This is a genomic window from Citrobacter sp. Cpo061 (genome assembly GCF_030332845.1).
GTDB lineage: Bacteria > Pseudomonadota > Gammaproteobacteria > Enterobacterales > Enterobacteriaceae > Citrobacter > Citrobacter portucalensis.
Genome location: NZ_JAOWHB010000034.1, coordinates 331,412 through 354,945, shown reverse-complemented (window position 1 = coordinate 354,945; position 23,534 = coordinate 331,412). Strand labels below are relative to the sequence as shown.

At 52.6% G+C, this 23,534-nt stretch carries 18 protein-coding genes; 14 read left to right on the top strand and 4 right to left on the bottom strand.

Going from position 1 to position 23,534, the window contains the following annotated elements:
- The first annotated feature begins 14 nt into the window (after nt 1–14).
- The 6 genes from OGX97_RS05225 to pdxY all read left to right on the top strand — a co-directional run bounded on the left by OGX97_RS05225 (nt 15) and on the right by pdxY (nt 8,762).
- On the top strand, nt 15–1,622 hold the full coding sequence (locus OGX97_RS05225) for an aldehyde dehydrogenase (NADP(+)) (protein WP_235127627.1): 1,608 nt from the start codon (nt 15–17) through the stop codon (nt 1,620–1,622).
- An 11-nt stretch (nt 1,623–1,633) separates the two neighbouring features.
- On the top strand, nt 1,634–3,235 hold the full coding sequence (locus OGX97_RS05220; RefSeq protein ID WP_079934443.1) for an APC family permease: 1,602 nt from the start codon (nt 1,634–1,636) through the stop codon (nt 3,233–3,235).
- Nucleotides 3,236–3,246: 11 nt separating this feature from the next.
- Nucleotides 3,247–4,257, top strand: coding sequence for an Ldh family oxidoreductase (locus OGX97_RS05215; protein WP_235125614.1), 1,011 nt, complete (start codon nt 3,247–3,249; stop codon nt 4,255–4,257).
- Between the two features lie 810 nt (nt 4,258–5,067).
- Nucleotides 5,068–6,438: a tyrosine phenol-lyase gene (locus OGX97_RS05210; protein WP_016155590.1), complete on the top strand. Its 1,371-nt coding sequence runs from the start codon at nt 5,068–5,070 to the stop codon at nt 6,436–6,438.
- Nucleotides 6,439–6,627: 189 nt separating this feature from the next.
- Nucleotides 6,628–7,893: an aromatic amino acid transporter gene (locus OGX97_RS05205; protein WP_032942280.1), complete on the top strand. Its 1,266-nt coding sequence runs from the start codon at nt 6,628–6,630 to the stop codon at nt 7,891–7,893.
- 11 nt (nt 7,894–7,904) lie between these two features.
- Complete coding sequence (gene pdxY / locus OGX97_RS05200) at nt 7,905–8,762, top strand: pyridoxal kinase PdxY (RefSeq protein WP_235125611.1); 858 nt, start codon at nt 7,905–7,907, stop codon at nt 8,760–8,762.
- A gap of 484 nt (nt 8,763–9,246) precedes the next feature.
- Here pdxY and OGX97_RS05195 read toward each other — a convergent pair whose 3' ends face one another.
- Nucleotides 9,247–10,800, bottom strand: coding sequence for an L-lactate permease (locus OGX97_RS05195; RefSeq protein WP_057068974.1), 1,554 nt, complete (start codon nt 10,798–10,800; stop codon nt 9,247–9,249).
- A gap of 581 nt (nt 10,801–11,381) precedes the next feature.
- On the opposite strand from OGX97_RS05195, the gene OGX97_RS05190 reads away from it, so the two are divergent.
- Genes OGX97_RS05190 through OGX97_RS05180 form a run of 3 tightly spaced genes read left to right on the top strand, consistent with a single transcriptional unit; the run spans nt 11,382 to nt 14,227 of the window.
- A complete protein-coding gene (locus OGX97_RS05190; RefSeq protein ID WP_001102105.1) occupies nt 11,382–12,101 on the top strand; it encodes a (Fe-S)-binding protein in 720 nt (239 codons plus the stop codon).
- Nucleotides 12,102–12,111: 10 nt separating this feature from the next.
- Nucleotides 12,112–13,539 (top strand): LutB/LldF family L-lactate oxidation iron-sulfur protein, encoded by a 1,428-nt coding sequence (locus tag OGX97_RS05185; RefSeq protein WP_235125607.1) that lies wholly within the window; start codon nt 12,112–12,114, stop codon nt 13,537–13,539.
- Nucleotides 13,532–14,227, top strand: a complete 696-nt coding sequence (locus OGX97_RS05180; protein WP_235125605.1) for a LutC/YkgG family protein — start codon at nt 13,532–13,534, stop codon at nt 14,225–14,227. Before OGX97_RS05185 ends, OGX97_RS05180 begins: the two co-directional genes overlap by 8 nt.
- Nucleotides 14,228–14,276: 49 nt before the next feature.
- Here OGX97_RS05180 and gntP read toward each other — a convergent pair whose 3' ends face one another.
- The gene (gene gntP, locus OGX97_RS05175; protein ID WP_003033260.1) at nt 14,277–15,620 is read right to left on the bottom strand and encodes a gluconate permease GntP; all 1,344 of its coding nucleotides are present in this window, start codon (nt 15,618–15,620) and stop codon (nt 14,277–14,279) included.
- A 261-nt stretch (nt 15,621–15,881) separates the two neighbouring features.
- Between gntP and uxuA the strand changes: the two genes are divergently transcribed.
- From uxuA to OGX97_RS05150, 5 genes are all read left to right on the top strand, one after another.
- On the top strand, nt 15,882–17,066 hold the full coding sequence (gene uxuA, locus OGX97_RS05170) for a mannonate dehydratase (RefSeq protein ID WP_032942283.1): 1,185 nt from the start codon (nt 15,882–15,884) through the stop codon (nt 17,064–17,066).
- Nucleotides 17,067–17,146: 80 nt separating this feature from the next.
- The gene (locus OGX97_RS05165; protein ID WP_048215026.1) at nt 17,147–18,622 is read left to right on the top strand and encodes a fructuronate reductase; all 1,476 of its coding nucleotides are present in this window, start codon (nt 17,147–17,149) and stop codon (nt 18,620–18,622) included.
- Nucleotides 18,623–18,797: 175 nt separating this feature from the next.
- Complete coding sequence (gene uxuR, locus OGX97_RS05160; RefSeq protein WP_008786090.1) at nt 18,798–19,571, top strand: Uxu operon transcriptional regulator; 774 nt, start codon at nt 18,798–18,800, stop codon at nt 19,569–19,571.
- Between the two features lie 626 nt (nt 19,572–20,197).
- Nucleotides 20,198–20,407, top strand: coding sequence for a hypothetical protein (locus OGX97_RS05155; RefSeq protein ID WP_003830087.1), 210 nt, complete (start codon nt 20,198–20,200; stop codon nt 20,405–20,407).
- Between the two features lie 193 nt (nt 20,408–20,600).
- Complete coding sequence (locus OGX97_RS05150; RefSeq protein ID WP_198802618.1) at nt 20,601–21,608, top strand: porin; 1,008 nt, start codon at nt 20,601–20,603, stop codon at nt 21,606–21,608.
- A 62-nt stretch (nt 21,609–21,670) separates the two neighbouring features.
- On the opposite strand, the gene OGX97_RS05145 is transcribed toward OGX97_RS05150, so the two are convergent.
- Nucleotides 21,671–22,072, bottom strand: a complete 402-nt coding sequence (locus OGX97_RS05145) for a hypothetical protein (protein WP_235125591.1) — start codon at nt 22,070–22,072, stop codon at nt 21,671–21,673.
- Nucleotides 22,073–22,263: 191 nt separating this feature from the next.
- Entirely contained in the window at nt 22,264–23,451 is a 1,188-nt protein-coding gene (locus OGX97_RS05140; RefSeq protein ID WP_191226456.1) for an MFS transporter, read from the bottom strand.
- Nucleotides 23,452–23,534: the final 83 nt, after the last annotated feature.

Genomic DNA, 23,534 nt, shown 5'->3' with positions numbered 1-23,534 from the left:
GTAAAGGAGTGATGATGACGCTACCTCTTTCTGTTTCGGGTCAGCAGTTTATCGCCGGACGCCGCGTGGCAAGCGGTGAGGCGACGCTGCCAAGCCTGCGTGCCGCTGACGGCAAGCTGACCGGATACCATTTTTACCCGGCCTCTCATGAGGAGGCCGCCGCCGCGGCGGAGGCGGCTGACCAGGCGTTTCCTGTCTATTCACAGACCGCGCCAGACGTGCGTGCCCGCTTTCTCGACACCCTTGCCGACGAGCTGGATTTGCTCGGCGAGGATTTTTTCGCCATAGCCCACCAGGAAACGGCGCTGCCGCTGGCGCGGTTACAGGGAGAGCGCACCCGTACCAGTAATCAGCTGCGCATGTTTGCCGGGGTGCTACGTCGGGGCGATGCCTTTGGCGTACGTATTGATACCGCACTCCCTGACCGCCAGCCGCTGCCGCGCCCGGATCTGCGTCAGTATCTGACCGCGCTTGGCCCGGTGGCGGTGTTCGGGGCCAGCAATTTTCCGCTGGCCTTTTCTACGGCAGGAGGCGATACCGCATCCGCGCTGGCGGCGGGTTGTCCGGTGGTGGTGAAAGCCCATCCCGGACATATGGCGACGGCGGAATTGACTGCCCTGGCGATTGTGCGTGCGGTCGCGGCATCTGGCCTGCCTGCGGGCGTTTTTAACATGATTTTCGGCACCGATATTGGCGCGGATCTGGTTCGCCATCCGGCGATTCAGGCGGTGGGTTTTACCGGTTCGCTGCGCGGCGGTAAGGCGCTCTGGCAGCTGGCGCAGCAGCGTCCGCAGCCGATCCCCGTCTTTGCGGAAATGTCGGCCATTAACCCGCTGATTATTCTTCCGCAGGCCGTCGCCACGCGGGCAGAAACGCTGGCCAATGAGCTGGTGTCCTCTTTCACTTTGGGATGTGGGCAGTTTTGTACCAAGCCGGGGCTGATCCTTGTCTTACGCGGCGAGGGTATGTCCCGCTTCACGCAGGCGCTGAAGGTCGCGGTTGACCAGGCACCGGCACAGATCATGCTGAATGCCCCGACGCTTGCCCATTATGAAGAGGGGGTCAGCGCGCTTGAGGCACATCCGCATATTCAGCGCTTGGCAGGGTCTGATGAATCGGTTATCGGCCGCGCGCAGGCCCGGTTGTATCAGGCTCCGGCTTCGCTGCTGCTGGCACAGGATCCACTGCTACAGCAGGAAGTGTTTGGCCCGCTGGCGGTGTTGGTCGAGGTGGCCGATGAGGCGGAGTTGCAGTCCATTTTGCGCGTGATTCCGGGCCAACTGACGGCAACCGTGCACGCCGAATCTGATGATGGGCCGCTGGCGCAGCGCCTGCTGCCAGCCCTCACCGAAAAAGCGGGACGCGTTTTGTTTAACGGTTATCCGACCGGTGTCGAGGTTTGTGATGCCATGGTGCACGGTGGTCCGTGGCCTGCCACCACCGATGCTCGCGGTACCTCGGTAGGGACGCAATCCATCGACCGTTTTTTACGCCCGGTATGCCTGCAAAATGTGCCTGCCGCGCTGCTTCCGCCTGCTGTCCAGGATGACAACCCTCTGAACCTGCTGCGCCTGATTAACGGGCAGTGGACCCGGGAAGCCATTTCCCCCTCTGTTGACTGAAGGGCATGACCATGACGATTCACTCTACGCACCAAACACAGGCCCGCGTTGCTGAGGTGGGTAAATTTAAAAAGCAGCTAACGCTAACCGACCTGACGTTTATTGGGCTTGGGGCTATCTTCGGTTCCGGCTGGCTGTTTGCCGCAAGCCATGTGGCATCGATTGCCGGACCTGCGGGCATTGCCTCGTGGGTCATCGGTGGGATTGCCGTTCTGCTGTTAGGGATTGTCTATTGTGAGCTGGGCGCGGCACTGCCTCGTGCCGGGGGGATTATCCGTTATCCGGTCTTTTCCCACGGTGAGTTGATGGGGTATCTGCTTGGATTTATTACGTTGATTGCGTTTTCAAGCCTCATCTCCATAGAGATTGTTGCTGCGCGGCAGTATGCGGCAGCATGGTTCCCGATGCTGACTCAAACTGGTTCAAGCGACCCAACGTTGCTGGGATGGGTAGTGCAGTTTTTGCTGCTGTGTTTGTTCTTCGGGCTGAATTACTACAGCGTAAAAACGTTTGCCCGTTCCAATAACATCATCAGTATTCTGAAATTTTTGGTGCCGCTAGCGGTCGTTGTGACGCTATTTACCTTTTTCAAACCTGAGAACCTGCACGTTCAGGGGATTGCACCCTTTGGTATGTCGGGCGTTGAGGCTGCGATTAGCGCCGGTGGGATCATCTTCGCCTACCTGGGGTTGACGCCAATTATTTCTGTGGCGAGTGAAGTAAAGAATCCGCAGCGTACCATCCCGGTGGCGCTGATTTTATCCGTGGTGCTGTCGACGATTATTTACGTGCTGTTGCAGCTGGCATTTCTTGGCAGTATTCCGACCGAAATGCTGGGTGGCGGCTGGGCGGAGATCAGCAAGCAATTTTCGCTGCCGTACCGGGATATCGCCATTACGCTCGGTATGGGCTGGCTGGCGTTTATGGTGGTGTGCGACGCGATTGTCTCCCCAAGTGGTACCGGCAATATCTACATGAACGCCACGCCGCGCGTGATTTATGGTTGGGCGAAAGCAGGCACCTTCTTTAAGACGTTTACTCACATCGATAAAGAGTCTGGCATTCCGCGTCCGGCGCTGTGGCTGACCTTTGCATTGTCTATCTTCTGGACATTACCGTTCCCGTCATGGGAACAGCTGATAAGCGTGGTGTCGGCGGCGCTGGTACTGAGCTACGCCATTGCCCCGGTCACGGCGGCGGGGCTACGCCGTAATGCGCCGGATTTGCCGCGCCCATTCCGCGTGCGTGCCTTCGGGATTATCGGTCCGGTGTCGTTTGTGATTTCGGCGCTGATTGTATTCTGGTCTGGCTGGGGCACGCTGTCATGGCTGCTGGGACTGCAGATTGTGATGTTTGTCGTCTATGTGCTTTGCAAATCAAAAGTGCCGGTACACACCGTAAGTCTGGCACAGCAGGTGAAATCGTCTCTGTGGCTTATCGCCTTCTACGCGCTGATTATGCTCTTCTCCTGGCTGGGCAGTTTTGGGGGCACAGGGGTGATTGGTCATCCGTGGGATACGGTGGTGGTAGCGGTGATGTCGCTGGGAATTTACTACTGGGGTGAGCGAACCTGTCTGCCGCGGGCTAACTTTACCGGTGATGAAGAAGAGTAAAGGAGTCGGTCATGGAGATGGTAAACCTCTCGTTAACAGAGGCTTATACGCTGGCATATAAGGTGCTGCGCGGGAACGGATTCAGTGAAGCGCATGCCGTGGCGATCGCGACAAACGTGACCCACGGTGAGCGTGATGGCTGTGCCTCGCATGGTTTGTGGCGGTTGCTGGGGATTGTGGAGACGCGACGTAAAGGAAAGGTGTCACCTGACGCTGAGCCGGTTATCACCGATACCGCGCCGGCCATTGTGAAGGTGGACGCCGGTGGGGCATTTTCCCTGCTGGCATTCGAGCGCGCGCTTCCACTGTTGATAGAAAAGGCGCGCCACAGCGGTATTGCAGCCCTGGCGATTAACCGCTGTGTGCACTTTTCGGCGCTGTTTGCCGACGTTGAGCCGCTCACGGAGGCGGGGCTGGTGGCGCTGGCGACGACGCCCAGCCATGCGTGGGTTGCTCCCGCAGGCGGGACGCAGCCGCTTTTTGGCACTAACCCGATAGCATTTGGCTGGCCGCGTGAAGAAAAACCCCCGTTTATCTTCGACATGGCCACCAGTGCGGCGGCACGGGGAGAGATCCAACTCCATCAACGGGCGGGAAAAGCGGTGCCGGAAGGGTGGGGGATTGACGGTGACGGTCAGGCCACCACCGACGCGCAGGCGATCCTCGACGGTGCGATGTTGACGTTTGGCGGGCATAAAGGGTCTGCACTGGCGGCAATGGTGGAACTGCTTGCCGGACCGCTCATCGGCGATATGACCAGCGCGGAATCGCTGGCGTGGGATAAGGGGGCTGGCGGGTTGCCCTATGGTGGCGAGCTGATTCTGGCCCTGGACCCGGCCCGCTTTCTGGGACGGGAGGCTCCGCAGCATCTGGCACGTGCCGAGAGACTCTTTGCCGATATGCAGCGGCAAGGGGCGCGTTTGCCGGGCGAGCGTCGCTATCATTCCCGTATGCGTACAACTCGTGACGGTGTAGAAATAACCCATTCGCTGTTCAAGGATATATCCGCGTTAGTGAAATAATTATCGCGAGAACAGGAGGGATGATATCCCTCCTGTTATACGTTTATATAAATAGTTACTGTGATTAGCGATGCGCAGGTGTTAGCACACCTTCGTATCGCGCTAATAAAACCCCTGTAAATTCCCCCAGTGATCTTCGGTAAGCCCAGATGTAAATAAGATGAAATAAGCGCGAATAGCACGCTTTCGGAATAAATAGAAAACGCCTTCATCCCAATAAATCCGGTATTATTCATCGCATTTATTCATTATCTTTCTCGCGCCTGAATATCCCCACGCTCCAGAAAACAACGCCTGTCGGCATCAGACCAAAAATGCGATCTAACTCACAGAAGCAAATAGCAAACTCTGAAACAACGCTTAATTGTACACTTTGCTTTACACTTTTAGTGATGTGAATCACAAATATAAACCCGCGAAGTGATCCGACTCTCACAAATTGGGGTGTACTCATTGAGCAATACATTATGAGAACAGCCTGGAAAGTTAAGTTTTCAGTATTTTCCCTCTCCAATGACATGCAACGGTGAAGGGCAAATCAACACGCAAAAAAAACTCGTTGAATATGAACGGGTAAAAAAATGACGTGTGATTTGCATCACTCACATTTACAGCTTTTTAAATTATTGCCAGTGATTAATGTTGACCGGGCTATTTCCATAATCAATCAAATCTTGCATAGTGCCTCCACATTATTTCTCCCCCTGGCTCAGGAGGCGAATAGTTATATTTCATCAGACTTTATTGATGAACCAGGTATGATTTACTTTACATTAATACGTACATGACCACTGTTACTGGAGAAACAAAATGAATTATCCGGCAGAACCCTTCCGTATTAAAAGCGTTGAAACTGTATCTATGATCCCGCGTGATGAGCGCCTTAAGAAAATGCAGGAAGCGGGTTACAATACTTTCCTGTTAAATTCGAAAGATATTTATATTGACCTGCTGACCGACAGTGGCACCAACGCAATGAGCGACAAGCAGTGGGCCGGAATGATGATGGGTGATGAAGCTTACGCGGGCAGCGAAAACTTCTATCATCTGGAAAGAACCGTGCAGGAATTGTTCGGCTTTAAACATATTGTTCCGACTCACCAGGGCCGCGGCGCAGAAAACTTATTATCACAACTGGCTATTAAACCAGGGCAATATGTTGCCGGGAATATGTATTTCACTACCACCCGTTATCATCAGGAAAAAAATGGTGCGGTGTTTGTCGATATCGTTCGTGACGAAGCGCACGATGCCGGTCTGAATATTGCGTTTAAAGGTGATATCGATCTTAAAAAATTACAAAAACTGATTGATGAAAAAGGCGCAGAGAATATTGCGTATATCTGCCTGGCGGTGACGGTTAACCTCGCAGGCGGGCAGCCGGTCTCGATGGCGAACATGCGTGCGGTGCGTGAACTGACGGCAGCGCACGGCATTAAAGTGTTCTACGATGCTACCCGCTGCGTAGAAAACGCCTACTTTATCAAAGAGCAAGAGCAGGGATTTGAGAACAAGAGCATCGCCGAGATCGTGCATGAGATGTTCAGCTACGCCGACGGTTGTACCATGAGTGGTAAAAAAGACTGTCTGGTGAACATCGGCGGCTTCCTGTGCATGAACGATGACGAAATGTTCTCTTCTGCCAAAGAGTTAGTCGTGGTTTACGAAGGTATGCCATCCTACGGCGGCCTGGCCGGACGCGACATGGAAGCCATGGCGATTGGCCTGCGCGAAGCCATGCAGTATGAGTACATCGAGCACCGCGTGAAGCAGGTTCGCTACCTGGGTGATAAGCTGAAAGCTGCTGGTGTACCGATTGTTGAACCGGTGGGTGGTCACGCGGTATTCCTCGATGCGCGTCGCTTCTGCGAGCATCTGACGCAGGACGAGTTCCCGGCACAAAGTCTGGCCGCCAGCATCTATGTGGAAACCGGCGTGCGCAGTATGGAGCGCGGAATTATCTCTGCGGGCCGTAATAACGTGACCGGTGAACACCACAGACCGAAACTGGAAACCGTGCGTCTGACTATTCCACGCCGTGTTTATACCTACGCACATATGGATGTCGTGGCTGACGGTATTATTAAACTTTACCAGCACAAAGAAGATATTCGCGGGCTGAAGTTTATTTACGAGCCGAAGCAGTTACGTTTCTTTACTGCACGCTTTGATTACATCTAAAAAATAGTTATGGCCCCATCACGTGATGGGGCTTTTTTGTATTCCTTTTCCATGAACAGGAAGCCTTTGCGGTGCCCGTTACCGTGACATAACTAAAAAAAGTAAACCCTGACTCCGACATTTTTATTATCCGCATGATGTACAAATGACAGCTGTAATTATAACGAATAGTCTACAGGAACATTTATCATGGATATTAATGCCATTGAGCGACAGAGTAGTACCCCCGGACTGATTAGCGGAACCATGTTGGTTATCGCGACCGTAGTGGGTGGCGGGATGTTCTCCCTGCCGATTGCGATGGCCGGCGTATGGTTCCCCGGTGCGTCTGTTATTCTTCTGTTTATCGCCATCATGATGTTATTAACCGGTCTGATGCTGGTTGAAGTCAACCTGCATTATGGCGCCGGTGCCAGTTTTAATACCTTTACTCAGGATTTATTAGGCCGTAAGTGGAATATCGTTGTCGGGATCGCTTTCGGCTTTGTGCTGTATATTCTGACCTATGCCTATATTTCCGGATCGTCAGCGGTGATGGCGCAAACCGTGTTCAAATACAGCGGCGTGCGCTTTCCGGCGAATATCTCGGTGGTGATCGTCAGTATGCTGGTCGGCGCGATTGCCTGGTACAGCTCCTTGCTGGTCGGACGCATCACTACCGTGTTGATTATCGGTAAGTTTATCGCGTTCTTTGCTACTTTCTCCGGGCTGGTTGGTCATATTGAAGTGGCGAAACTTGTCGACAGCGTGGCGGTGGCGCTGCCCAACTCACAGTACCTGCCTTACATTCTGATGACGCTGCCGTTCTGTATTATCTCGTTTGGTTTTCACGGTAACGTGCCGAGCCTGGTCAAGCTGTATGGCAAGAGTGGGGTCTCGAATATCACGCGTTCGATTATCATCGGTACGCTGTTTGCCCTGCTGCTGTATATCTTCTGGCTGGGCGTCACGATGGGTAACATCAGCCGTTCCGCGTTCCCGCCAATTATCGCCAAAGGCGGCAATATCGACGTGTTTGTTGAAGCCATCAGCGAGCTGTTCACCAGCCGGTATATGGATCTGATCCTGACCTTCTTCGGCAACTTCGCAGTAGCCAGTTCTCTGCTGGCGGCGACGCTTGGCTTGTTCGATTACATCGCCGACCTGTTTCACTTCCCGGATGACGGCATGGGCCGACTGAAAACCGCGCTGGTGACCTACTTCCCGCCAGCCGCCGTGTGCTTCTTCTTCCCGAACGGTTTTGTGCACGCGATTGGCTATGCCGGTCTGGCCTTTACCATCTGGAGCGTGATCCTGCCGCCGTTCCTGGTGAAAGCCGCGCGGAAACGTTTTCCGACCGCCAGCTATACCGCGCCCTGTAATAACACCGTGCTTAACCTGGTGATTGTCTGTGGGGCGGTTGTCTATCTGACGGTTGTTCTGGACGTATTTGGTCTGCTGCCAACGTTTCGTTAGACGGAGTCAAAATGAAAAACGTGTTGTCTGTTCAGTCGTCAGTCGTTTATGGCTATGCCGGAAATAAAGCCGCTGTGCTGCCGATGCAGCTTTCGGGGATCGATGTCTGGCCGTTTTACACCGTACAGTTTTCCAACCACACCCAGTACGGGATGTGGCAGGGCATGGTGATGCCGCACGGCGAGCTGAGTGCCATCATCAGCGGGCTGGATGACCTGCAAAAGCTGGCGCAATGCGATGCCGTGCTGTCCGGGTATCTTGGAGATAAACGTCATTGTGAAGAGGTGAAGCACGCGGTCACCACCATTCGTCAGCGTAATCCGCAGGCGCTCTATTTTTGCGATCCGGTGATGGGCGATCCGCAAAAAGGCTGCATTGTCGCGCAGGGCGTAGAGTCCTTTTTTGTCGATGATGCCATTCAACTGGCCGACATCATGGGACCGAATCTCTATGAGCTGGGCGTGCTGACGGGCAGACAACTGCGTAGTTTTGACGAGGTAGTGGAAGCGGCGCGGCAACTGGTGTCGTGGGGTGTGAAGAAGGTGCTGGTGAAGCATCTCGGTGACTGTTCGCGGGACAAACAGGCGTTTGAAATGCTGCTGGTGACGCCGGAACAGACGTTACACATTGCCCGGCCGCTGTATACCTTTGCCAAAATGCCGGTGGGCGTTGGGGATCTGATTTGCAGCGTGATGCTGGCCTCACTGCTCAATGGTTATGAGGACAAGCAGGCGCTGGAGCGGACCACCAGTGTCGTCGATGCGGTGATGCGACTGACGAAAGAGCATGATTCGTATGAACTGCGGCTGATAGATGCGCGTCACCAGATAATGGATCCGCAAATTCGCTATCGGGCAGCGGTACTGTAGCGCCACGAGGGGGCTCTATGTTTCTGACATTGCTGCGGCTTCAGCATCCTCTGGTCTACCGTTTCGCGTGGCTTCGTCTGTGGGTGGCGGTGTTAAGAGCATGCGGTCTGCGTAAGAGGAAGGGGTGAGTATTTTACGCTGCTGTTGCTGCCGGATGCGGCTCGCGCCTTATCCGGCCTACAAATGAGCGTGAAACGCAGGCCTACAAATGAGTGTGAAATGTAGGCCTGATAAGCGAAGCGCCAGGTATTACACGCGGAAGTAGCGTGGTGGAATCAACGCGGAAAAGGCGTCGAACTTCTTCACCATCTTTTTCCAGAACAACATACCAACAATCCTCGATTTGAAACATCGGCGCTATTTTAGTCAGCGCCGACAAATCGTAAAGCCTGTCGCCTTGTTCCGTTCCTGGGACGGTGTAAACCTTTTTGGTCACTGTGTCGTCAAATACGATTGCCGCGAATTTGACGGGGTTGACAATGGCTTACGCCATAAACCAGTAATAAAAGAGACCGACTTTCAGGCCGAGGATCACAATGTAGGCGCAGCAGTATTTCATGGTGCCAGACATAATCTGGTTGGCCTGACCGTCCATTTTGGTGGCAGAAACCGCGATGGCGATGCTTTGCGGCGAAATCATTTTCCCCCCCGTAGCGCCAGAGGTATTGGCCGCCGCCAGCCAGTTAGGATCGATATGCAACTTGCTGGCAGCAATGGTTTGCAGCTTGCCGAACAGAATGTTCGAGTTGGTATCGCTGCCGGTAACGAACGTGCCCAGCGCGCCAATCACCGGGGCGAGGAAGACGTACGAGCTGCCGGTCAGATCGACAATCGACTGCGCCAGCGTGGAGATAATCCCGCTGAGATCCATCACCGTGGCTAGCGCGACGATCGCCATAATTGCGACGATAGAGTTTTTAAGCTGGAAAATGGTTTTGATAAATACTTCCAGCATCCCGCGTGCGGACGCCCCCTGAATAAAACCGCCGATAATGGTCGCAAAGATGATCAGCATACCTGGTGTGGTCACCCATTCAACTTTCAGTGCCATCGTTTTACCGTCAGCCAACGTGAAATGCAGCACCGAAGCCAGTTGGGACGCCGCGCCTTTTATTGTCGGGAACAGCGGCGAACACAGCAGGATAAACACAAAAATAAACAGATAGATAGAGCCCACGCGGAACAGCACTTTTGCCGAGCGCGGCGTGGTTTCGCGGGTATGGCTGACCTCAATGCGCCACTCTGGATCGGTTTTCCCTTTGCGCAGGCGACTGACCATCGCCACGGCAAACAGGCTGACCAGGCTACCGGCAAAAGCGGGTAATTCCGCGCCAAGATGGATGGCGACAAAATATTGCGGAATCAGCGTGGAAATCCCGCAAATCAACGTGATCAGAAATACGCCACGAATGGCTTTCAGGCCGCCGCCAATAATGCAGACAATCACAAACGGCAGCAGGATATTAAACAGCGCAAGCTGCAAAATAATGGTTCCGCCTAAGGTATAAACCGGCAGATTAACCTGTTCAGCCAGAATAGAAACCGGGATCCCGACCGCGCCGAATGCGGTGGGAACGGTATTCGCCACGAGAGAAGCAATCGCTGCTTTCAGCGGGTTGAATCCCAGCGCAATAAGAATGCCGATCGGGATGGCGACCGCCGTACCATAACCCGCTGCGGCTTCAAGAAATCCACCAAAACACCATGAAATCAGCAGCACCTGAATACGCTTATCTTCGCTAATGCTGGCGAGAATATCGCGCAAAATATCCAGTGCTTTGGTCGCTTGCATGACGTTATAACTGAAAATAGCGCCGAGGATCACAATCACGATCGGCCATAGTCCCTTCAGTGCGCCATAGCCTATCGCGGCTTTCAGATTTTGTACGGGCATTTCCCAGAATATTGCCGATAGTGCAGCGGTGAATACCAAAGAAATCAGTACGGAATAATGGATGGGCATTTTTAATTTCAGTATTAAAAATACCATAAGTAGTAAAGGAGAGAGTGCCAGGGCAAACATAAAATATTCGTTCATTGCTATTCCTGATTGGTTCATTAAACCTGATTTATATTTATGGCGGGAAGGCTACATTGCCGTATAAATAAAATATGTAAACTGAATCGCTTCAGTGAATAAAGTAATTATGATTTGTGGTTTTGTAACTATTGTAATCTTTTAATTAAAATTCAATGCCAGATAAATATACTTAAGAGCAAGGTAAATACCCATAAGTGGTTATTTAATAAAATTTTTAATAATGGTAGTGACGAAGGTAGTAATCATTCGAAACTATTTTATAAGGTGTTAATAACACTGTCGTTTTCAATATAAAAATGTGAGCAAGTCCGAAATAAATAAACATGGGTATTGCATATGCATGTTGATTAGGGGATTATTTGATTTTGTCATACAAATGAAAATACAGACATTTGCGATTGTCCTGATATAAGAAGAGGAGAGTCGCTATCAAAGGAAAACGATCCGTGCATCATAATGAACCCAGACATTAGTAAAACAAGCAAATACAAAAACTGGGCGTGAAATACAGCTGAATCTTTGCTTGATATCGCGATATCAAGCGCAATAAACAGAAATGAAGCAATGGAGTAGTTATTGTGAATGTAAATTTCTTTGTTACCTGCATTGGTGACGCACTGAAATCACGGATGGCACGAGACTCCGTATTGCTGCTGGAAAAACTGGGTTGTCGCGTGAATTTCCCCGAGAAGCAAGGGTGTTGCGGTCAGCCAGCCATCAACAGCGGATACATCAAAGAGGCGATCCCCGGGATGAAAAACCTGATCGCCGCGCTGGAAGACAACGACGATCCGATTATCTCCCCGGCGGGCTCCTGCACCTACGCGGTAAAAAGCTACCCGACGTATCTGGCCGATGAACCGGAATGGGCGCTGCGTGCTGAGAAAGTTTCCGCGCGTATGCAGGATCTCACCTCCTTTATCGTCAACAAACTGGGCGTGGTGGACGTTGGTGCCAGCCTCCAGGGCCGCGCTGTGTATCATCCTTCCTGTAGCTTGACCCGCAAACTGGGAGTGAAGGAAGAGCCGCTTACGCTGCTGAAAAACGTGCGCGGACTGGAGCTGTTGACGTTTGCCGATCAGGATACCTGTTGCGGCTTTGGCGGGACGTTCTCGGTCAAGATGGCCGAGATATCCGGTGAGATGGTGAAAGAGAAAGTCTTACATCTGATGGATGCAAAGCCGGAATTTTTGATTGGCGCAGACGTTAGCTGCCTGCTGAACATTGGCGGCCGACTGCAACGGGAAGGCCAGCCGGTCAAAGTGATGCATATTGCTGAAGTGCTGATGAGCCGCTGAGGGGAAAGAGATGTCGATAAAAACCAGCGATGTAGAATTTAAACTGCGAATTCGTCAGCAGATAGAAGATCCGATCATGCGCAAAGCCGTGGCTAATGCGCAGGAGCGTATCGGCGCGAATCGGCAAAAAATGGTCGATGAGTTAGGCCACTGGGAAGACTGGCGCGATCGTGCCAGCCAGATCCGCGATCACGTTCTGAGCAACCTCGACGCTTACCTGTACCAACTCTCCGAGAAAGTGACGGAAAACGGCGGACACGTCTATTTCGCCAAAACCAAAGAAGACGCCACTCGCTACATTTTGCAGGTCGCGCAGAGTAAAAATGCGAAGAAGGTGGTGAAGTCCAAGTCGATGGTGACCGAAGAAATCGGCGTCAACCACGTGCTGCAGGATGCCGGAATCCAGGTGATCGAAACCGATCTCGGGGAATATATCCTGCAGTTGGATCAGGATCCGCCTTCGCATGTCGTGGTTCCGGCGATTCATAAAGATCGCTACCAGATCCGCCGCGTGCTGAACGAACGTCTGGGGTACGACGGCCCGGAAACCCCGGAAGCTATGACTTTGTTCATTCGTCAGAAGATCCGCGAGGATTTCCTCAGTGCCGAAATCGGTATTACTGGCTGTAACTTTGCCGTAGCGGAAACCGGCTCGGTGTGTCTGGTGACCAACGAAGGCAACGCGCGCATGTGCACCACGCTGCCGAAAACGCACATTGCGGTGATGGGCATGGAGCGTATCGCGCCGACCTTTGCCGAGGTGGATGTGCTGATCACCATGCTGGCGCGCAGCGCCGTGGGCGCACGTCTGACGGGCTACAACACCTGGCTGACCGGCCCGCGTGAGGCGGATAACGTTGACGGACCGGAAGAGTTCCATCTGGTGATTGTCGATAACGGTCGCTCGCAGGTGCTGGGCTCAGAGTTTCGCGATGTGCTGCGCTGCATCCGCTGCGGAGCCTGTATGAATACCTGTCCGGCGTACCGCCACATCGGCGGACACGGCTATGGCTCTATCTATCCTGGACCTATCGGCGCGGTGATTTCTCCGCTGCTCGGTGGCTATAAAGATTTTAAAGACCTGCCGTACGCCTGTTCTTTATGCACGGCCTGTGACAGCGTCTGCCCGGTGCGTATTCCGCTTTCAAAACTGATCCTGCGTCATCGCCGGGTGATGGCCGAGGAGGGTATTACGCCGAAAGCCGAGCGACGGACGATCAAGATGTTCGCCTATGCCAATAGCCATCCGGGGCTGTGGAAAGTCGGGATGATGGCGGGCGCGCATGCGGCGAGCTGGTTTATCAATGGCGGCAAAACCCCGCTCAAGGTTGGCGCGATTGGTGACTGGATGGAGGCGCGCGATCTGCCTGATGCTGACGGCGAGAGCTTCCGTAGCTGGTTTAAGAAACATCAGGCGCAGGAGAAAAAGAATGGATAACCGTACCGCGTTTTTAAACACCATCGCCCAGGCGCTGGGTCGCCCGCTGCGCTTCGAACCGCAAGCAGATGCCGCGCCGGTTAACAACTATGCCAACGAGCGCCTGACCGAGCTTAGCTCCGAGCAGCGCTGCTCTGCGTTTATCCAGTTTGCCAGCGAAGTGATGCTGGCCCGCTGCGAACTGACCAGCGAGGACCAGGCCGCAGACGCGGCGCTGCGCCTGTGCGAAGAATTGGGTCAGCAGCCGGTGGTGCTGAGCGGCGACAGCCGGCTGGTGGATCTGGGTATCACCGAACGCTTACAGCAGGAATGCAACGCCGTGGTCTGGGATCCGGCGCGTGGTAGCGAAAACATTACCCAGGCCGAGCAGGCGAAAGTGGGCGTGGTGTATGCCGAGTATGGCCTGACCGAGTCCGGCGGCGTGGTGCTGTTTTCCGCACCAGAGCGCGGGCGCTCCCTGAGTCTGTTGCCGGAGTCCTCGATTTTCGTGCTGCGTAAAAGCACCATCCTGCCGCGCGTGGCGCAGCTGGCAGAAAAACTGCATCAGAAAGCACAGGCCGGTGAGCGTATGCCATCGTGCATTAATATCATCAGTGGACCCAGCTCGACGGCGGATATTGAGCTTATCAAGGTGGTTGGGGTGCATGGCCCGGTGAAAGCGGTGTATCTGATTATTGAGGATTGTTGAGGCAGGATGGAAAACCGCTCTGGCGCTATAGGCCAGAGCGGTATCGACGTTATGCAATCATGCTGATGATCAACACGATAATCAGGCCAACCACGGAGTTCACCAGCTCCAGCAGACCCCAGGTTTTCAACGTATCCTTCACCGACAGGTCAAAGTAGCCTTTGAACAGCCAGAACGAAGCATCATTGATATGGGTCAGTGTGTTGGAGCCCGCCGCTGTTGCCAGCACCAGCAAAGCCGGGTCGACGCCCACCAGTTGGCCGGTTGCCGGGTCGAGGATCGCTGCGCTAATAATCCCCGCCGCCGTCATGGCTGAGACCACGCCCTGACCCGTTGCCAGACGAATCAGCACGGTTATCAACCACGCCATGATGTAGGGAGAAATATTACCGTGCGACATCAGCATGCCGATGGTATCGCCGATGCCGGTATCGATAATGGTTTGCTTCAGTACGCCGCCCGCGCCGATGATCAGGATCACCATGGCGATGCTTTTCACCGCGTTTTCAAAGGCGTTCATTACCCACTGCATGTCGTGACCGCGCGCGGTACCAAACAGTACGAAGGCGACAACCATGGCGATAAACATTGCAATCGGCGAGGAGCCTAAGAAGTTGACCACTTCCCACGCCTGCGTCCCTTTCACCAGCCAGATGTTGGCGATGGTAGTGGAGATCATGATGATCGCCGGGATCAGCGGCACCAGGATAGAAACACCGAAGGACGGCAGGTTGTTCTGGTCAACCGGTACGTCGGCCTTCATGAATGACGGCGTTGGACGATCGAGGTTGCCGAGGAATTTCGGCAGGATAAGTCCGGCGCAGATCACGCTCGGAATGGTCACCAGGATACCGTAGATGTAAACCATGCCCATGTCAGCGCCGTAGGCGTTAACCAGCGCGACCGGACCCGGCTGCGGTGGGAACAGTGAGTGAGCGGTGGTGGCGGCGGCAACCGCAGGAATCGCCAGCTTGAGGAACGGGATCTTCGCTTCCGCGGCAATGACGATCACCAGCGGTGCCAGCATAATAAACGCCACTTCATAGAACATCGCCAGGCCGAAGATCAGACCAATAATGATCACCGACAGCTGCACGTAACGTAGACCGAGTCGCGCCAGCAGCGTATGGGCAATCTGATGCGCCGCCCCGGAATCAACCATCAGCTTACCGATGACGGCCCCGAATACCACGATAATCGCCAGCTCACCCAGCGTGCTGCCAAAACCGGATTTCATGGTATGCAGCAGTTCCATTAAATCCATTCCCGCCAGCATACCGACCGAGAGTGCCGCCAACAGCAGAGCGACCATCGAGTTTATCTTGAATCTTAAATTGAGCACCAGCATCAGGCCGATGCCGAATACAACCCACAGAATATTGAGAACGTGCATATAACGTCTACCTTACTTTGGTTGAACTATTATGATTTTGGTTGAGATGTTACATATATTGGTCAACCTATGATGCGATGGATGTCACATTGCGTTACATGTTTACATTAATACTGGGTTGTATGGCCGTTAATTAGCGGTATGGTCAGCAGATATCGTGATTTGGTTAACCAATTCATCGCTTCAGGTTGACATGTAATACCAAAAGGAGGAATTTATGTTCCATATCGTCGAGTCCATAACGTAAACGAGGAATAAAACATGGAACAGACATGGCGCTGGTATGGTCCTAACGATCCGGTCACCTTAGCGGATGTGCGTCAGGCGGGTGCAACGGGCGTTGTCACTGCCTTGCACCATATCCCGAACGGGGAAGTGTGGACGGTTGATGAGATCCTGAAACGCAAAGCCATTATTGAGCAGGCGGGCCTGGTATGGTCGGTCGTCGAAAGCGTACCGATCCACGAAGACATTAAAACCCGTTCCGGCAACTATCAGCAGTGGATTGCCAACTACCAGCAAAGCCTGCGTAACCTGGCCGAGTGCGGCATTCGTACCGTGTGCTACAACTTTATGCCGGTTCTCGACTGGACCCGTACCGACCTGGAATACGTCCTGCCGGACGGCTCCAAAGCGCTGCGTTTCGATCAAATTGAATTTGCCGCCTTTGAGCTGCATATCCTCAAACGCCCTGGCGCGGAAGCGGACTACACCGCCGAAGAGATTGCGCAGGCGAATGAACGCTTCACCACCATGAGCGAAGAAGACAAAGCACGTCTGACCCGCAATATCATCGCCGGTTTGCCGGGCGCGGAAGAGGGCTACACGCTCGACCAGTTCCGCCAGCATCTTGAACGCTATAAGGATATCGATAAAGCTGCACTGCGTGAGAATTTTGCCGTCTTCCTGAAGGCGATTATTCCGGTAGCAGAAGAGGTCGGTGTGCGCATGGCGGTACACCCGGACGATCCGCCGCGCCCAATCCTTGGCCTGCCACGCATTGTTTCCACCGTGGAAGATATGCAGTGGATGGTCGATACGGTCAACAGCATGGCGAACGGTTTCACCATGTGTACCGGCTCCTACGGCGTTCGTGCGGATAACGACCTGGTCGACATGATCAAACAGTTTGGCCCGCGTATTTACTTCACCCATTTGCGCTCCACGCTGCGTGAAGATAACCCGAAAACCTTCCATGAAGCGGCGCATCTAAATGGCGACGTTGACATGTACGAAGTGGTGAAAGCGATCGTTGAGGAAGAACAGCGCCGTAAAGCCGAGGGCAAAGAAGATCTGATCCCTATGCGCCCGGACCACGGTCACCAGATGCTTGACGACCTGAAAAAGAAAACCAACCCAGGTTACTCCGCGATTGGTCGCCTGAAAGGCCTGGCGGAAGTGCGTGGCGTTGAGATGGCTATCCAGCGCGCTTTCTTTAGCCGCTAAAGCAGTGTTGCCGGTCGCCTGTCTGGCCGGCTTTTTTCTTTTCTCTCCGTTGGTATTTCCGACGGGATCTGGAGTTCACAATGACAACGACAATTGCCAATAGCAACCTGCCGGTTGCACGCCCTGCATGGGACAGCTCTCGTCTGCAATCCCGCATTGTTCACCTGGGATGCGGCGCTTTTCACCGCGCGCATCAGGCGCTGTACACCCACCATCTGCTGGAAACCACCGACAGCGACTGGGGTATCTGTGAAGTTAACCTGATGCCGGGTAATGACTGCATACTGATTGAAAACCTGCGCAAGCAGCAATTGCTGTATACCGTGGCGGAAAAAGGCGCGGACAACACCGTGCTGAAAGTGATCGGCTCGATGAAAGAAGCGCTGCACCCGGAGCTTGACGGCTGTGATGGTATTTTACAGGCCATGGCACGCCCGCAGACGGCAATTGTCTCGCTGACGGTCACGGAAAAAGGCTACTGCACCGATGCTGCCAGCGGCCAGTTAGATCTCAATAACCCGCTGATTAAACACGATCTGGCAAATCCAGCCGCGCCGAAATCGGCGATTGGTTACATCGTACAGGCACTGCATCTGCGTCGTGAGCAGGGGCTGGCGGCCTTTACCGTGATGTCCTGCGATAACGTGCGTGAAAATGGGCATGTGGCGAAAGTCGCGGTGCTGGGCCTGGCGCAGGCGCGTGACCCGCAGCTGGCGCAGTGGATTGAAGCAAACGCCACTTTCCCGTGCACCATGGTAGACCGCATTGTTCCGGCGGCAACGCCAGAAACGTTGCAGGAGATTGCCGACCAGTTGGGCGTTTACGATCCGTGCGCTATCGCCTGCGAACCGTTCCGCCAGTGGGTGATTGAAGACAACTTTGTTAACGGTCGCCCTGACTGGGACAAAGTCGGCGCACAGTTTGTTGCCGACGTAGTACCGTTTGAAATGATGAAACTGCGCATGCTCAACGGCAGCCACTCTTTCCTCGCTTATCTGGGCTATCTCGGCGGTTATGAAACCATCGCTGACACCATGACCAATCCAGCATACCGCAAAGCGGCGTTTGCGCTGATGATGCAGGAGCAAGCGCCAACGCTGTCGATGCCGGAAGGTACCGATCTCAACGCCTACGCGACGCTGCTGATCGAGCGTTTCAGCAACCCGTCTCTGCGCCACCGTACCTGGCAGATTGCGATGGACGGCAGCCAGAAACTGCCACAGCGTCTGCTGGATCCGGTGCGTCTGCATCTGCAAAACGGCAGCGGCTGGCGTCATCTGGCACTGGGCATCGCGGGCTGGATGCGCTACACCCACGGTGTGGATGAACAGGGGCAGGTCATTGATGTTGTCGACCCAATGCAGGCCGAATTCCAGCGCATTAACCAACAGTTCCAGGGAGCCGAACGCGTGACGGCGCTGCTGGGGTTGAGCGGCATTTTTGGTCATGATCTGGCGGAAAACGCCGACTTTATTGCGACGGTTACCGCAGCGTATCAACAGTTGTGTGAACACGGCGCACGCGAGTGCGTTGCAGCGTTAAGCGCTGACGCATAACCACCCAGGTATGACGGGTCAATCAAAATACTAATTTGGTTGACCCGTTTTCTGTTTTTGGCTTCCCGCAAATGCTATAGTTCAGGCGAAAAAACGTTATTGGTAGGCCGGATAAGGTGTGCGCAGTCATCCAGCCTCCGGATTCTGAATTGACGCATCTGACGGACATAACACGATGAAATCAAACACTTCTCAGCAAAGACCCTACCAGGAAGTGGGTGCAATGATCCGCGATCTGATTGTCCAGACGCCGTACCAGCCTGGTGAGCGCTTGCCGCCGGAGCGTGAAATCGCCGAGAGACTCAATGTCACTCGCACGGTGGTACGCGAAGCGTTAATCATGCTGGAAATTAAAGGTCTGGTGGACGTGCGTCGTGGCGCCGGGATCTACGTACTCGACAATGCAGAAGCTCAGACCATCGACAGTTCGGATGTGAATCATTGCAATGATGCAGGCCCGTTTGAGCTGCTCCAGGCGCGACAGCTGCTGGAAAGCAACATCGCCGAATTTGCCGCGCTGCAGGCTACCCGCGAAGATATCGTCAAAATGCGCCAGGCGTTGCAGCTGGAAGAGCGGGAACTGGCCTCCAGCGAACCGAACGGTTCTGAAAGCGGTGACATGCAGTTCCATCTCGCTATCGCCGAGGCCACGCATAACAGCATGCTGGTGGAGCTGTTCCGCCAGTCATGGCAGTGGCGCGAGAACAACCCGATGTGGATCCAGCTTCATAGCCATCTCGATGATACCCACTATCGTAAAGAGTGGATGGGCGACCATAAACAGATCCTGGCGGCGTTAATCAAAAAGGATGCCCGCGCGGCCAAGCTGGCGATGTGGCAGCATCTGGAAAACGTCAAACAGCGCCTGCTGGAGTTTTCAAATGTTGATGACATCGACTTCGATGGCTATCTATTTGACTCCTGGCCGCTGGATAAAGTTAACGCTTGATTTTACCACCTCTCATGCGGGCTGTTCCGGCCCGCTCAGCATTGCATAGCAACCTTTCTTTTCACGTCTTAAACCTCATGTAAAAAATGGTTTCCATAGTCTTCAATGATCATTTTTTCGCTGCCCCTGTGTGATGTAATTTGATTTTCATCAATTAAAAACAACTTAATTTCGCATGCGAAAAAATGCGCTATTTACCTTATTTTTACCTTTTCGTGCGTATTTTTAGACAAAACTGGTCTGTATTAAGTGAGAATCAAAGTAATTTCCGCTGTGGTTAGGGCAGGGCCGCCTGGCATAACAGCGCATAAAAACACGTGGTTTGCGTAAAAGTAGACATTAATAATGACATGTAACCTATTGGCTGCAATGATGTTTTGACTGTATATCATTATCCATGTGAATGATTCATGCTTTTTTAATCAAATGAATAAAAACGAATATATGTAAAGTTAAAATTACACATTATTCTATAAACAAGTTATCTTTCATTTGAAATAGTGTTCCAGTTTTTCTTTGTTTATTAACAGTTTCATTACTATTGTGACTGTATTTTGCCGTTGACATGTTTTTACACTGACTGCATATTTCATCGCCATAAGCGTGTTTGCGTTCAGGAGATGACTATGCCCTCTCGAGATTACCCTGATATCCGAAAAGCCAGGGGAACCCGATCAAAAGATATGGTTCTATTAAGTGCCCGTGTCGATACTTCTCTATGGGAATATGTTCGGACGCTGGCATTTGAAACCCGTAAAAGTAAACAAGACATTATTGCCGAGGCATTAATGTTGCATCGCTCTATTAATGAGAGCACAAGCGAAGAATCTAAGTAATTACTCTCTGTTCGGGTTTTATTTAAAACCCAAAATTGAAATAGGTCTTGCCACTTCATTATTGCCTTTATTGGTATATTTTTTCGGTGTGTTATTGGTGTTTCCCCTTATCTGGAGGGGACTTTTTTATGTGGGCATTCCGCCTTCATAACAAAGTTGATAGCAAAATTCACAATTAAAAGTGAGTAATAACATGAAAAAGTCAGTAGTGGCATTAGCTGTAATAGCATTAGGGGTAACCTCCGTTCATGCAGCGGAAATTTATAATAAAGATGGCAACAAACTTGATTTGTACGGCAAAGTCAAAGCGGTCCATTCCTGGAGTGACGGCACTAATGCCGATGGTACCTACGCGCGTCTGGGTTTTCGCGGTGAGACACAAATCAACGATCAACTGACCGGTTATGGCCAATTTGAGAGTCAGTTTGATGCCTCTAAAGCAGAAGGTTCTCAGAATGGCGTTAACACACGTCTGGCGTTTGCTGGCCTGGATTACGGCCATGACGTTAGCTTTGACTACGGTCGTAACTACGGTATCGCTTACGACGTGGGAGCTTACACTGACACTCTCTCAGAGTTCGGCGGTGACTCCTATGAAAATACTGACCGCTTCCTTACTACACGCACTTCTGGCGTTGCAACACTCCGCACCAAAAATCTGTTTGGTGCCGTTGATGGCTTGAGCCTGGGCGCGCAATATCAGGGTCAGGATGATTCCGATAAGGATCCGACGAAACAGCACGGCAATGGCTACGGCTTCTCCCTGGGCTACGACAATATCGCTGATTCCGGCGTATCTGCCATTGCAGCCTACACCAACAGTTCTGTGACTGCTCAGCAGAAACAAAATGGTTGGGATGGCGAAAACGCAGAATTCTGGGGTGCTGGCCTGAAATATGATGCAAACGCTATCTACGTTGCGACCATGTACGGTGAATCCCATAACCTGATTCAGGATGCGGACAAAGCGCAGCACTTTGAAGCGATGGCGGCCTATGTGTTTGATTTTGGTCTGCGTCCGAACGTGGCATACGTTCATGCGCGTGATAACAACAACACTGATCTGACCGAATACGTTGCGCTGGGCACAGACTACTACTTCAACAAAAACATGGTCGCTGATGTGGGTTACAAAATTAACCTGCTCGATGGCAAAGACGGCGATAATCAGGTTGTTGCGGGTCTGACCTATCAGTTCTAAGTAGTTATACTAGTACGAAAAAGGCGTCTTGGTTAAGACGCCTTTTTTACATCTGTTGGAGTTTAAACCGGCTGACTTTCTTTCATCTGTACACCGCTAAACAGCCATTGCCAGATGCCCACTTTTACCCATGCGACCACGCAGAGGATCAGATAAAAAAGCGGATTATGGGTAATGGTAACGCGCATGACTTCCATTAAATCCACATGCAAATTTCCGGCAATTGCCATATTGATAACAAAAATAGAGGCTACCGCGCTGGCCAGTAAAATAAGTATGGCATGTAACTTTGTTATCTCCGGTAACTTGCCAGAGGCCCATTGCCATAAGAATGTTGTTGATAACAGGAAGATAATAAACAATCCCAGTGCGCCAAACAGGCCAAAGTCTTTATAATCCTTTAGCGTGCCAATTAAACCCGCCAAAATAATTAACCCCAGTAGTGTTTTTTTAAACCACGACATAAACTTTTCCCGAAGATGGTGTTGATGTTGAATTAATATGTCCATTTTTACGCATTTTAAATTGAGTTTATAAATGAACAGCCGGGAATTATAAATTGTCTGACGGGTAATTGTCGATTATTTGCGGTTTATTAAATGCTGACATTTAATTACGGACTAATCCGAATATATCTTCTTTAGACGTTAGCCGGTTATACCCTTTTGGGCGAGGCGAAACGCTGTTTGTATAATTGCGTGAGGCTGATAAGTGCCGCAATAAACAACGCGACCGCGCCGCACACCGTGGCGTTAACGATCGCATGTGCGCCGCTTCCCAGAAGGCTGGTTAATAGCGGACCAAGTATTTGTCCAATGCCGTAAGTCAGAGTGACCAGGCCCAGCAGATTAATATTGCGCGGTACGCTTAGTTGACGGGCAAGCGGCATCACCAGTGAAGTGGTTCCCATAAACGTTGCGCCAAACCCCATGCTGCTTATCACCAGCAGCGGCAAGGAGCCGCTGGCGAGCGTCATGACCACGCAGGCGCTTTGAATCAGCAAATTCGCCGTCAGGCATTGCAATACTCCCCAGCGTCGGGCGGCCCACAGCCAGGCGAAACACCCCGGAATTATCGATATGCCGACCAGCGACCAGAGATGGGCAGTCAACAGCGGCGAACCGGCACTTTTCGCCATTAGCGGCAGGTAGGTGGCGACAATGATGTAGCCAAATCCGGCCAGCCCGTACAGTAGAGCCAGCAGCCACCAGGACATAGGCTGATGCTCTGTTTTTACCGGGGCCGCAGCGGGGAGCACGTGATCGCGAGATGGCAGGAGTATAACCAGTAGCACGAAGAACAGAGCCGAGGCTGCCGCTGCGCCCAGCCAGAGCGTGTGCGATGAAAGCGCAAAATGCAGACCGCTAATGACATATTCATTGCCCAGCAAAATACCTGCACCAACGCCGGAGAACAACGCCGCGATCACGAAGGGATGCCGGGTATGATGCAGAACGATCATTGAGCCAAAGATCATCATACCGGCACTGGCGACGCCCGCCAGAAAGCGGATCAGCATTACCAGCGCGGGCTGCGTAAAGCTGGTCATCGCCAGAATCAGCCCTGCGGTAGCGAGCGCGGACGTTAGCAACATCGGGCGTAAGCGAGAGGGAAGATGGAAGAGCCCGAAGGAGAAGAGCAGGCTTCCTGCCAGATACCCGGCGTAGTTGGCGCTGGCAATCCAGGAGAGTTGGTCAAATGTAAATTGACCTTCCGACAGCAGCACCGGCAGCATTGGCGTATACAGAAAGCGCCCAATTCCCATACCCAGTGTTAAGACCAGCATGCCAAAAAGCGCGACGCTGATGGCATGACGATTTGAATCTGGGCTTCCCTGGGACATACGGACTCTCATTTCGCGCTGTTAGCTGATAATTGTTATATTACATGTGTAAATGATAATGAAAAGTAAAATAAAAATAAGTC

Bases quoted from the DNA above. Each gene is read 5' to 3' on its own strand.
- gntP (WP_003033260.1), bottom strand. From the start codon at position 15,620: ATGCACGTTCTCAATATTCTGTGGGTTGTATTCGGCATCGGCCTGATG.
- OGX97_RS05155 (WP_003830087.1), top strand. From the start codon at position 20,198: ATGCCCTCTCGAGATTACCCTGATATCCGAAAAGCCAGGGGAACCCGA.
- OGX97_RS05220 (WP_079934443.1), top strand. From the start codon at position 1,634: ATGACGATTCACTCTACGCACCAAACACAGGCCCGCGTTGCTGAGGTG.
- OGX97_RS05150 (WP_198802618.1), top strand. From the start codon at position 20,601: ATGAAAAAGTCAGTAGTGGCATTAGCTGTAATAGCATTAGGGGTAACC.
- OGX97_RS05165 (WP_048215026.1), top strand. From the start codon at position 17,147: ATGACAACGACAATTGCCAATAGCAACCTGCCGGTTGCACGCCCTGCA.
- uxuA (WP_032942283.1), top strand. From the start codon at position 15,882: ATGGAACAGACATGGCGCTGGTATGGTCCTAACGATCCGGTCACCTTA.
- OGX97_RS05210 (WP_016155590.1), top strand. From the start codon at position 5,068: ATGAATTATCCGGCAGAACCCTTCCGTATTAAAAGCGTTGAAACTGTA.
- OGX97_RS05205 (WP_032942280.1), top strand. From the start codon at position 6,628: ATGGATATTAATGCCATTGAGCGACAGAGTAGTACCCCCGGACTGATT.
- OGX97_RS05195 (WP_057068974.1), bottom strand. From the start codon at position 10,800: ATGAACGAATATTTTATGTTTGCCCTGGCACTCTCTCCTTTACTACTT.
- OGX97_RS05145 (WP_235125591.1), bottom strand. From the start codon at position 22,072: ATGTCGTGGTTTAAAAAAACACTACTGGGGTTAATTATTTTGGCGGGT.
- OGX97_RS05215 (WP_235125614.1), top strand. From the start codon at position 3,247: ATGGAGATGGTAAACCTCTCGTTAACAGAGGCTTATACGCTGGCATAT.
- OGX97_RS05225 (WP_235127627.1), top strand. From the start codon at position 15: ATGACGCTACCTCTTTCTGTTTCGGGTCAGCAGTTTATCGCCGGACGC.
- OGX97_RS05140 (WP_191226456.1), bottom strand. From the start codon at position 23,451: ATGTCCCAGGGAAGCCCAGATTCAAATCGTCATGCCATCAGCGTCGCG.
- uxuR (WP_008786090.1), top strand. From the start codon at position 18,798: ATGAAATCAAACACTTCTCAGCAAAGACCCTACCAGGAAGTGGGTGCA.
- OGX97_RS05180 (WP_235125605.1), top strand. From the start codon at position 13,532: ATGGATAACCGTACCGCGTTTTTAAACACCATCGCCCAGGCGCTGGGT.
- OGX97_RS05185 (WP_235125607.1), top strand. From the start codon at position 12,112: ATGTCGATAAAAACCAGCGATGTAGAATTTAAACTGCGAATTCGTCAG.
- pdxY (WP_235125611.1), top strand. From the start codon at position 7,905: ATGAAAAACGTGTTGTCTGTTCAGTCGTCAGTCGTTTATGGCTATGCC.